Source organism: Streptomyces sp. NPDC102514 (assembly GCF_055584525.1).
Genome location: NZ_JBVJLW010000022.1, coordinates 145,876 through 155,812 on the forward strand (window position 1 = coordinate 145,876; position 9,937 = coordinate 155,812).

The following is a 9,937-nucleotide window of genomic DNA, read 5'->3' on the forward strand; positions in this document are numbered from 1 at the left end:
AGCGTGAGGGAATGATCCGGTTCGAACAGGTCACCAAGCGCTATCCGGACGGTACGACCGCGGTGGACGGGCTCTCCTTCGAGGTGTCCGAGGGCGAACTCGTCACGCTCGTGGGCCCGTCCGGCTGCGGCAAGACGACGACCATGATGATGGTCAACCGGCTCATCGAGCCGACCTCGGGCCGGATCCTCGTCGACGGCGAGGACATCGCGGAGGTCGACCCGGTGCGGCTGCGCCGGCGGATCGGTTACGTCATCCAGCAGGTGGGCCTCTTCCCGCACCGCACGGTCCTGGACAACACGGCGACCGTGCCGACCCTCATCGGCTGGAAGAGGGCGAAGGCGCGGGCGCGGGCCGCCGAACTGCTCGACCTGGTCGGGCTCGACCCGAAGACGTTCGGCTCCCGCTACCCGGACCAGCTCTCGGGCGGTCAGCGCCAGCGGGTCGGCGTGGCGCGGGCGCTCGCCGCCGACCCGCCCGTCCTGCTGATGGACGAGCCCTTCGGGGCGGTCGACCCGGTGGTGCGGGAGCAGTTGCAGGACGAGTTCCTGCGGATGCAGGCGGCCGTGCGCAAGACGGTGCTGCTGGTCACGCACGACATCGAGGAGGCCGTCCGGCTCGGCGACCGCATCGCCGTGTACGGGCAGGGCCGCATCGAGCAGTACGACACGCCCGGGGCGGTGCTGGGCACCCCGGCGACCCCGTACGTGGCGGGCTTCGTGGGCGCCGACCGGGGTCTGAAGCGGCTGTCGGTCACCGAGATCGAGCCCGACGACCTGGAGCAGCCGCCGGTCGTGCGCCTCGACGAGGCCGCCGAGCGGGCCGCCGAACGGCTGCGCGCGGAGGGCGCGCGCTGGGCGGTCGTCCTGGACGCGGACGGCGATCTGCACGGCTGGGTGGGCGCCGAGGCGCTGGCCGGGGGCGGCACGGTCGCCGCCCTCGTCCATCGGATGAACTCCTGGGTCGCGGTGGGCGCCCCGCTCAAGCAGGCCTTCGGCGTGATGCTCCAGCACGACGCCGGCTGGGTGGCCGTGCTCGACGGGGCGCGCTTCCTCGGCGTACTGACCCCGGCGAAGCTGCATGAGGCGCTGCGCCGCTCGGTGGACGCGGACGCGCTCGGTGTGCCGCGGGGTCAGGTGGACTTCGACTCGGTGGCGGACGCCTGAGTCCTGGCTTTCCTGCCGCTGTCCGCGCCGACCCTGGCGCCCGTGTCCGGTGTGCCGCCCGGATCCACTGTGTCGTCCGTGTCACGCGTGTCGCCCGTGTCGGCCGTCCGGTCCGCGCCGTAGGAACGGGACGAGCGGTTCAGCAGTCCGAAGGCCCATCGTTCGTTGAAGCCCGACAGGAAGCCGATGGCGCACCAGAACACCCAGAACGAGGTGTTCGCCCCCTCACCGCCGCCGCAGATGTCGGCCGTGGCGACCGGTATCTCGATCACCTGGACGAACTCCGCGCTCAGCAGCAGGAACACGGCGATACCGAGGACCCAGCCGATGACCACGCGGTAGACGCCCTCGTGCCGCATGCTCCGCGACATCTGGCCCGGCACGACGGCCGCACTGTGCCCGTTGGTCTTGCGGCGGGTGAGTTCGTCCCCGCTGTTGCGCAGCCGCGCCAGCACGCTGAAGACCGCGCCGAACGCCCCCGCGCCGCCGCTCAGGAAGACACCCATGAGCGCCCAGCGGTCGCTGCAGCTCAGGGTGATCCCCATGTCCGCGAGCCATCCCCACGCGCCCGCCATCAGCGGGAGGCCGAGCAGCACGAGACTGATCAGCAGCCCGCTGGAGAGCCCGACGTTGAGCCCGCGGCTGATGGCCACCGCTCTGTCCTGGCGGACCCTGGCCCGGATGCCGGCGATCTCCTTGTCCAGGTAGGCGGCCATGCTGGACCTGGCCGAGGCCTCGTCGAGCTGCGGAGAGGCGAGCGCACTGCGCAGCGTGTACTCCACGGTGGCCATCAGCGAGATCCTGGTCTCCCGCTCGAAGGCCCGCTGCGAGACCCCGTACAGCCGCTGCAGTTCCAGCTGCTGCTTCGGGAACGACCTGCCCAGCTTCTCGTAGCCGTCGCGCGGTACGGAATCCAGTTCGCTCAGCAGTCTGGGCCTTTCGAGCGTGGGTGCTCCCACCAGCATTTCCGATAACTTCTCCCGCCTCGTCGGGCGGTGTCCCCCGTTTTCCATGTAAAACGTGTACCGACACGGGGGCCGTGCCGGAAGCCGTTCTGTCGCACCAGTACGGAGACAGTCGTCACGGCCTTGCTACGGGAGCAGTCCGTTCTTCCGCAGATACGTCCGGGCCACGTCCTCGGGCAGTCGGCGCCAGCTGTCCACCTGTTGGTTCATGGACGCCAGGTCCCGTGTCGTCAGTACCCCGTTGAGCTTGCCGAGAGCCGCCGCGACGTTCTTGCCGCCCGCCCGCGAGCGGTTGACCACCGGCACGATGTAGTCGGCGTTCTGGAGGTGTTTGTCGTCCGTGAGCAGGACCAGGCCGAAGTCGTCGAGGGTCGCGTCCGTCGTGGTGGTCAGCACCATCTGGTCCTGGCCGTTCTGCACGGCCCGTTTCGCCTGCGTAGTGCCGACGCCCTTGGGGTCCACACCGGTGATGTCGATGCCGTACGTCTTCTTCAGTCCTGGTTCGCAGTACGGCCGTTGCACGCACTCGTCGCCCGCCGCGAGCCGCACGGCGACGCCGGACGCCCCCAGGTCGCTGAGTGTCTTCAGGTCGTGCTCGCGGGCGAAGGCGCGGGTCACGGCGAAGGCGTTCTGGTCGACGGCCCTGCCGGGGTCGAGGACGGTGAGCCCGCGGGGCGTGGCCAGTTTCCGCAGCGCGGCCATCGTGGCGTCCAGGTCGGGCGAGCCGACGGCGGGGGCGTCCGCCCCGTTGGTCTTGGCGTTCAGCCAGTCCGCGAAGGTCGCCGCGTACTCGGCGACGACGTCGATCTGCCCCGATTCCAGGGCGGGTTCGTACAGTTCGCGGTTGGCGACGGTGAGCGTCGACGTCCTGTAGCCGGCCTGCTTCAGCAGCAGTCCGTACATGGTGGCCAGCAGGTCGCTCTCGGTGAAGCCGGCCGAGCCGATGGTCAGGTTCTTGCTGTCGCCGGGCGGTGCGGTGACCTCGCCCTGGTTCTCCAGGGAGGGACCCGAGGCGCAGGCGGTCGGCAGGAGCAGCAGGAGCACGCCTGCGAGGGCCCCGCCCCATCTGCTCCCGTGCCCCGCACTCATCGTGTGCCCCGTCGGGGCAGCAGCCGTTCGGCCGCCTCGAAGACGGCTTCGACGAGCAGGGCGAAGACGGCCACGAGGACGGCTCCGGCGACGACCTGTGGCGTACTCGCCAGGTTGAACCCGGCGGTGATGATCCGGCCGAGTCCGCCGCCGCCCGCGAGCGCGGCGATCGTGGCGGTGGCCACGAGCTGTACGGCCGCGATCCGCACCCCGCCCATGATCATCGGCATCGCGAGCGGCGCCTCGACCCGCCACAGCAGCTGCCGGCCGGTCATCCCCATGCCGCGAGCCGCCCGCACGACGTCCCGGTCGACCTCGCGCATCCCCACGTACGCGTTGGTGAGCAGGGGCGGTACGGCGAACAGGACGAGCGCGACGACGGTGGGGCCCTCGCCCCAGTCGCCGATGGGGGTGAGCAGCAGCAGGACCAGGACCGCGAAGGTGGGGACGGCCCGGCCGACGTTCGAGATGTTGACGGCGAGCGCGCCGCCCCTGCCGAGGTGGCCCAGGACGAGGGCGACGGGCAGCGCGATCAGACAGCTGATGACGAGGCAGAGGACGGTCAGGACGAGATGCTGGCCGAGCCGGTGCCAGACGCCGTCGTCGCCCGCCCAGTGCGCCGGGTCGGTGAGCCAGTTCCAGGCGTCGGTGAGGGTGTTCATCCGCGCCTCGCTCTCGTCCAGGGGGTGATCAGCCACTGGATCCCGAGCAGCAGCAGATCGGCGGCGACCGCGATGACCACGCACAGCACGGACGCGGTGAGGACCTGGGCCTTGAAGTAGGTGTTCATGCCCGCGTAGATGAGGTTGCCGAGCCCTCCGAAGCCGACGATCGCGCCGACCGTGGCGAGCGAGACCGCCGAGACGGTGGCGATCCTGAGCCCCGCCATGGCGGCGGGCAGGGCCAGCGGCAGTTCGACGGTGAGCAGGAGCCGCACGGGCCCGTACCCCATGCCGCGGGCCGCCTGCCGGGTGTCCTCGGGTACGGCCCGGAGCCCGGCCAGGATGTTCCGTACGAGCAGGGTCAGCGAGTAGAGGACGAGCCCGGCGACGACCAGGGCCGCCGACAGCCCGTACACCGGCAGGAGCAGCGAGAACATCGCCAGCGACGGGATCGTGTAGAGGACGGTCGTGACGGCGAGCACCGGGCCCGCGGCCCAGCCCCAGCGGCGGGCCAGTACGGCCAGCGGCAGGGCGATCGCCAGGCCGATGAGGACGGAGAGCACCGTCAGCTGGAGGTGCTGGCCGACCGCGTCGAGGAGGATGTGGCGGCGGGTGCTCAGATAGTCGCCGCAGATCCACTCGTTGCGCGCGAGGCAGTCGTCCGGGGGCGCGGTCACGGGTCCCTTCCGGTCACGGGTCCGGTCACGGTCCATTCCAGCGGGGTGGGCGGCGGACGGCGCGCATTGATGACCCGTACGGGGAGCCGGCCGCACAGGGAGTGACCCCAAGGAGGAGTTACGGATGGGCCGTGGGGTGAGTTGAACGCCCCTTGCGCCTCCCCCGTACTTCAGGGACAGCGGGCTTCCCCTGCCCGCCGTCCCAGGAGGAATCCCGCCCATGACGACCGCACCCCGCACCGCCGCCCTCGTCGTCCTCGCCGGGACGGCCCCGCTCCTGCTCGCGGTGGGGGCCGCCGGGCCCGCCGCCGCGCACGGGGCGCCGACGGACCCGGTCAGCCGGGTGGTCGCCTGCTCCCCCGAGGGCGGACAGCGGGCCCAGTCGGCGGCCTGCCGGGCCGCCACCGCCTCCGGTGTCGCCGTCTTCGACAACCTGCGGCTGGCGGGTGTCGGCGGCCGGGACCGGCAGGTCGTCCCCGACGGCAAGCTGTGCAGCGGTGGCCTCGCCGCCTACCGGGGCCTGGACCTGGCCCGCGCCGACTGGCCCTCGACCAGGTTGACCGCCGGAGCGGGCATGACGCTCACCTACAAGTCGACGATCCCGCACACAGGAACGTTCAAGCTGTTCCTGACGAAGGACGGCTACGACCCGACGAAGCCGCTCAAGTGGTCCGATCTGCCGACCCGGCCGTTCGCGACGGCCACCGATCCGGCGCTGGTGAACGGCGCCTACCGGATCAAGGCCACGCTGCCCTCCGACCGCACCGGACGCCATCTGCTGTACACGATCTGGCAGAACACCAGTACGCCGGACACGTACTACTCCTGCTCCGACGTGGTCTTCCCCGCCGCGAAGGACGCTGCCGGGTCCGCGGGTTCCGGCAGTTCCGGCGGCTCCGCGACGCGCAAGCCGGCCGCGTCGCCGACGAAGTCCGCGGCGGCGGAGACCAGCGCCGCGCCCTCCCCGTCGAAGTCCCCGGCCGGCGCCACCAGTGCTCCCCCGCAGCCGTCGGAGACGGTGACCAGCGATCCCGGCGAGGCGGTCTCCTCCGCCACCTCCGGCGACGACCGGGCCCCGGCGCTGCCCCTCGTGGCGGGCGGCGCGGCGGGGCTCCTGATCACGGCGGGCGCCGCGTACACCCTGCGCAGGCGCCGCTGACGTCCTCGATCCGCCGCCCGGTCCTTCCGTACACCGGATCTCCCGCCGGTAACTCCCGGCGGGACCGGCCGCCCGGACCTGCCGTCCGCCGAAGATCACGTGACTGGTAGCGTGCGTCGCTTCGGCGGTTGAAGACTGGCAGTCTCAGGAGAGCGGAACGTGCGGACCTGGCGGAAAAGTCTGGAAGCGGCCGAGGTGAGCCAGGGCGTGCTGCGTGACGACTACATGAAGGTCGCGCGGTTCATGCAGCGGCGGGAGCCGGCCGGCTATCTGGCGGTGCGCCTGATGGTGCCCGCGGACCACCAGCCCCATGTCCTCGCGGGTTACGCGTTCGCCTCCTACACCGACGACGTCTGCGACCGTGGCACGGTCGACGAACGCACCCGGCGTTACGACGCGTGGGACGCGCAGGTGCGCACGGCGCTGGACTCGGGAAGCGCCGAGCACCCGCTGCTGCGCGCGTTCCTGAACACCGCTGCCGCCCGTGAGCTGCCGCGCCGGTGGGTCGACTCGTATCTGGACGGCGCGCGGATCGACCTCGACTTCCCCGGCTTCGCCACCGAGGCCGACTACCAGCGGTACGTGGAACAGCTCACCTGGCCGTTCCTGATGATCACCTCGGGGCTGGCCCATCAGGGCGGCGGCAGCGCCGAGTTCGCCGCCGCCTGCCGGCTGTTCGCCGACGCGGCCCAGCGGACGGACATCCTGACCGACCTGCACGAGGATCTGCGCGGCGGGCGCCTGTACCTGCCGGTCAGCGACCTCGACCGGTACGACATCACGCGCGAGGACCTGGAACGGGGCCGCGACCTGCCCGGGGTACGCGCGCTGGTCGCGGCCACCGCCCGCACCGCGCGCGCCACACTCCGGGAGGCGGGCGTGCTGCTCGACCACTGCTCGGACGAACACCGGCGGCTGATGCGCTTCATCCTGGACCTGCACCACCAGCGCCTGGAATCGGTGACGACCCGCGGCGCCACGGTCACCCGCCGCCCCGTACGCGACCGCCCGCTGGCCTGCCTACGCCTCCTGACCCGCCGCCCCGAACCGGTCGGCGCGACGGCGAGGAGCAGCACGCTCTAAGAGCGCCGCGTGACCCCAGAACTCACTTCAGGTGGCGGTCGAAGAAGCGGCCCGCGTCCTCCGCCTCGAACCACGGGGTGCCGGTGTGGCCGCCCGTGTTGGCGTGCAGGGTCTTCTCCTTGGTGGCGAAGGCGTCGAACAGGTCCAGGGCCCGTTGCCGCGGGTTCCCCTCGTCGTCCCACTGCAGCAGGAGCAGCAGCGGGACGGTGACCTGCCGGGCCTCCTCGCGCTGGGCGCGGGGCACGTATCCCCCGGCGAAGAAACCGGCGGCCGCGATACGCGGCTCGGTCACCGCCAGCCGGATGCCGAGGGCGGTCCACCCCGAGTAACCGACCGGGCCGCCGATCTCCGGCAGCGACAGGAGGGCGTCCAGGGTGGTCCGCCATTCCGGGGCCGCCTTCCCGACCAGCGGGCCGACGAGGGACTCGAAGATCTCGTCGACCGGCTCGCCTGCCCGCATCGCCCGCCGGAGGTCGGCGCGGGTCTGTTCGTCGGCGGCGGAACGGGGCCGGTCACCGCACCCGGCGGCGTCGATGGAGGCCACCGCGTAGCCGCGTCCCACGGCGTGCCGGGCCCGGGCCACCAACCGGGCGTCCCTCTTGGGGAGGCCGTTGTTGTGGGCCATCAGGATCAGCGGGGCCGGTGCGGCGGATGCGGTGGATGCGGACGTCCACAGGGTGCCGGGGATCTCGCCGAGGGTGAACTCGCGTGCGAGGACGCCGCCTTCGAGGCGCTGCTCGGACGTGAAGTGCATGGTCGTGTCACGCATGGTCGGGCCTTTCGGGAGTGCTGCTGAACGGCGCTCCCGGACGACCTATCGCCCGACCGTGACCCCGGAGGAGAGCACCCATGTCGACAGTGATGTCACGGGTACCACCTCCTCGTTCTCTCGCACGGCCTCCGGAAAAGTAGCAGGGGCCGCTCGGGTCCGCCAACGGGTTTTCGCGGGCGCGCGGCGTCCCGTCGGCGGATGCCGTCTCACTTGCCGACGAGTCCCAGGTGCATGGGGTTGTAGCGGTCGCCGTGCACGCCGATGCGGGCCGCCGTGGCGTCGAGGTCCGCGATGTCGTCGGCGGACAGGGCGACTTGGGCCGCGCCCGCGTTCTCCTCCAGGCGTGCCACCCGGCGGGTGCCGGGGATCGGCACGATCCAGGGGTGCTGGGCGAGCAGCCAGGCCAACGCGACCTGCCCAGGCGTGGCACCACGGGCGCGGGCGAGTTCGGCGACGTGGTCGACCAGGGCCTGGTTGGCAGCGAGGTTGTCCTGCTGGAACCGCGGGACGGTGGTGCGGATGTCCCCCTCGGTGAACGCGGTCGCGGTGTCCACGGTGCCGGTGAGGAAGCCCTTGCCGAGCGGGCTGAACGGCACGAATCCGATGCCGAGTTCGGCGAGCGTGGGCAGCACCTCGGGCTCGGGGTCGCGGGTCCACAGGGAGTACTCGCTCTGGACGGCGGTCACGGGGTGCACGGCGTGCGCCCGGCGGATCGTCGCCGCGCCCGCCTCGGAGAGGCCGAAGTGGCGTACCTTGCCCGCCTGTACGAGTTCCGCGACCGCTCCGGCGACGTCCTCGATCGGGACGTCCGGGTCGACCCGGTGCTGGTAGAAGAGGTCGATCGTGTCCGTGCGCAGGCGGCGCAGCGAGGCGTCCGCGACCCGCCTGATCTGCTCCGGGCGGCTGTCGAGCCCGGCCGACGTACCGTCCTCGATGCGCCAGCCGAACTTGGTCGCGAGGACGACCCGGTCGCGTACGGGGGCGAGGGCTTCCCCGACGAGTTCTTCGTTCACGTAGGGGCCGTACACCTCGGCGGTGTCGAAGAAGGTGATGCCGCGGTCGACGGCGGCGCGGAGCACGCCGATCATGTCCGCGCGGTCGCCGGGGTTGGGGCCGTAGCTCTGGGACATGCCCATGCAGCCCAGGCCGATCGCCGAGACCTCAAGTCCCTGACCGAGGGTGCGGGTGTGCATCGTGCGGCTCCTCATGCGGTGTCGATGGCGGTCGTGGATCCGTCCTCGGCGGTGGCGGACCGGTCCTCGGCCACGGCGGATGCGTCCTCGGTGGTCGCGGACGCGTCCTCCGTGGCCGCCCAGGCGGCGAGCAGCCTGAGCGCGTCATGGGCGGGGGTGTGGGGTGCGGCGCTGTAGGCGGTCAGGGTGAGGCCGGGCTGGGCGGGGAGGTGCATGGCGTCGAAGTCGAGGGTGATCTCACCGACGGCGGGATGCCGGAAGACCTTGCGGCCGGTGTGGTGCAGGCGCACGTTGTGCTTGGCCCAGGCGGTGCGGAACTCCTCGCTGCGGGTGACGAGTTCACCGATCAGCCCGGTCAGCCCGCTGTCGCCCGGAGCGCGCCCCGCCTCGGTGCGCAGCAGGGACACGGTGGTGTTCACGGACTCCTCCCGGTCCGGGAAGAAGTCGCTCCCGGCGGGGTCGAGGAACTGGAAGCGGGCGATGTTGACCGCGCGTTCCGCCTTCCCTGCGTGAGTACGTTGTTCCTCTCCCCCGTGCCTACGCTGCTCCTTGCCCGCGTAGAGAGGGCTGTACAGGGCGCGGCCGAGGCGGTTGACGGCGAGGATGTCCAGGCGGCCGTTGCGGATGAAGGCCGGGGCGTCGGTCATGGCGTCGAGGACGCGCAGGACACTGTCCGGCAGCGGGCCGCGGGGGCGCCGGGTGCGGCGGGCGGGCCGCTTGGCGGCGGCGCGGGCCAGGTCGTAAAGGTGGGAGCGTTCGGCGTCGTCCAGCTGGAGGGCGTTCGCGACGGAGTCCAGGACGCCCTCCGAGGCACCGGCGAGATGGCCGCGCTCCAGACGGACGTAGTAGTCGATGCTGACCCCGGCGAGGAGGGCGACTTCCTCGCGCCGCAGCCCGGGCACCCGCCGGTTGCCGCCGTAGGCGGGCAGCCCGGCCTGCTGCGGAGTGATCTTCGCGCGGCGGGAGGCCAGGAACTCGCGGATGTCGCTCTCGGTGCTCACGCGTTCCAGGCTAGGGCCTGTCTGACAATTCCCGTCGTCGCCCGGAGCCCGGCAGACGGGAATGGTCAGACAGGCCCTAGGGCCTGTCGTCAAATGTCACGCCCACATCAGGAGTGATGCGAGGGTGATGGCCGCTTTGTAGGACTGGGCGGTTTTGTCGTAGCGGGTGG

10 protein-coding genes are annotated in these 9,937 nt (G+C 71.8%); 3 read left to right on the forward strand and 7 right to left on the reverse strand.

Annotated elements, in window-relative coordinates:
• The first annotated feature begins 11 nt into the window (after positions 1–11).
• Positions 12–1,166, forward strand: a complete 1,155-nt coding sequence (locus tag ACZ60E_RS39710; protein WP_469446953.1) for a betaine/proline/choline family ABC transporter ATP-binding protein — start codon at positions 12–14, stop codon at positions 1,164–1,166.
• Here the strand turns inward: ACZ60E_RS39710 and ACZ60E_RS39715 are convergent.
• From ACZ60E_RS39715 to ACZ60E_RS39730, 4 genes are all read right to left on the reverse strand, one after another.
• Positions 1,133–2,131 (reverse strand): hypothetical protein, encoded by a 999-nt coding sequence (locus tag ACZ60E_RS39715; RefSeq protein ID WP_469446954.1) that lies wholly within the window; start codon positions 2,129–2,131, stop codon positions 1,133–1,135. The genes ACZ60E_RS39710 and ACZ60E_RS39715 overlap by 34 nt on opposite strands.
• Before the next feature lie 126 nt (positions 2,132–2,257).
• A complete protein-coding gene (locus tag ACZ60E_RS39720; protein ID WP_469446956.1) occupies positions 2,258–3,220 on the reverse strand; it encodes an ABC transporter substrate-binding protein in 963 nt (320 codons plus the stop codon).
• Positions 3,217–3,882: an ABC transporter permease gene (locus tag ACZ60E_RS39725; protein WP_469446977.1), complete on the reverse strand. Its 666-nt coding sequence runs from the start codon at positions 3,880–3,882 to the stop codon at positions 3,217–3,219. The genes ACZ60E_RS39720 and ACZ60E_RS39725 overlap by 4 nt, the downstream gene beginning before the upstream one ends.
• Positions 3,879–4,559, reverse strand: coding sequence for an ABC transporter permease (locus tag ACZ60E_RS39730; RefSeq protein ID WP_107019488.1), 681 nt, complete (start codon positions 4,557–4,559; stop codon positions 3,879–3,881). Before ACZ60E_RS39730 ends, ACZ60E_RS39725 begins: the two co-directional genes overlap by 4 nt.
• Before the next feature lie 220 nt (positions 4,560–4,779).
• Between ACZ60E_RS39730 and ACZ60E_RS39735 the strand changes: the two genes are divergently transcribed.
• Together ACZ60E_RS39735 and ACZ60E_RS39740 are read left to right on the forward strand one after the other, a co-directional pair.
• Complete coding sequence (locus ACZ60E_RS39735) at positions 4,780–5,718, forward strand: lytic polysaccharide monooxygenase (RefSeq protein WP_469446958.1); 939 nt, start codon at positions 4,780–4,782, stop codon at positions 5,716–5,718.
• Between the two features lie 159 nt (positions 5,719–5,877).
• Positions 5,878–6,801 carry a squalene/phytoene synthase family protein gene (locus ACZ60E_RS39740; protein WP_469446959.1) on the forward strand — a complete coding sequence of 308 codons (924 nt, stop codon included), beginning with the start codon at positions 5,878–5,880 and terminating at the stop codon, positions 6,799–6,801.
• 22 nt (positions 6,802–6,823) lie between these two features.
• Here ACZ60E_RS39740 and ACZ60E_RS39745 read toward each other — a convergent pair whose 3' ends face one another.
• The 3 genes from ACZ60E_RS39745 to ACZ60E_RS39755 form a co-directional block, all read right to left on the reverse strand.
• Positions 6,824–7,555, reverse strand: coding sequence for a dienelactone hydrolase family protein (locus ACZ60E_RS39745; protein ID WP_469446979.1), 732 nt, complete (start codon positions 7,553–7,555; stop codon positions 6,824–6,826).
• A 224-nt stretch (positions 7,556–7,779) separates the two neighbouring features.
• A complete protein-coding gene (locus ACZ60E_RS39750) occupies positions 7,780–8,766 on the reverse strand; it encodes an aldo/keto reductase (RefSeq protein WP_469446960.1) in 987 nt (328 codons plus the stop codon).
• An 11-nt stretch (positions 8,767–8,777) separates the two neighbouring features.
• Complete coding sequence (locus tag ACZ60E_RS39755) at positions 8,778–9,767, reverse strand: helix-turn-helix transcriptional regulator (protein ID WP_469446962.1); 990 nt, start codon at positions 9,765–9,767, stop codon at positions 8,778–8,780.
• Positions 9,768–9,937: the final 170 nt, after the last annotated feature.

What these genes read in the sequence shown, in the direction of transcription:
- ACZ60E_RS39735 (WP_469446958.1), top strand. Translation starts at nt 4,780, where the DNA reads ATGACGACCGCACCCCGCACCGCCGCCCTCGTCGTCCTCGCCGGGACG.
- ACZ60E_RS39715 (WP_469446954.1), bottom strand. Translation starts at nt 2,131, where the DNA reads ATGCTGGTGGGAGCACCCACGCTCGAAAGGCCCAGACTGCTGAGCGAA.
- ACZ60E_RS39750 (WP_469446960.1), bottom strand. Translation starts at nt 8,766, where the DNA reads ATGCACACCCGCACCCTCGGTCAGGGACTTGAGGTCTCGGCGATCGGC.
- ACZ60E_RS39745 (WP_469446979.1), bottom strand. Translation starts at nt 7,555, where the DNA reads ATGCACTTCACGTCCGAGCAGCGCCTCGAAGGCGGCGTCCTCGCACGC.
- ACZ60E_RS39720 (WP_469446956.1), bottom strand. Translation starts at nt 3,220, where the DNA reads ATGAGTGCGGGGCACGGGAGCAGATGGGGCGGGGCCCTCGCAGGCGTG.
- ACZ60E_RS39725 (WP_469446977.1), bottom strand. Translation starts at nt 3,882, where the DNA reads ATGAACACCCTCACCGACGCCTGGAACTGGCTCACCGACCCGGCGCAC.
- ACZ60E_RS39710 (WP_469446953.1), top strand. Translation starts at nt 12, where the DNA reads ATGATCCGGTTCGAACAGGTCACCAAGCGCTATCCGGACGGTACGACC.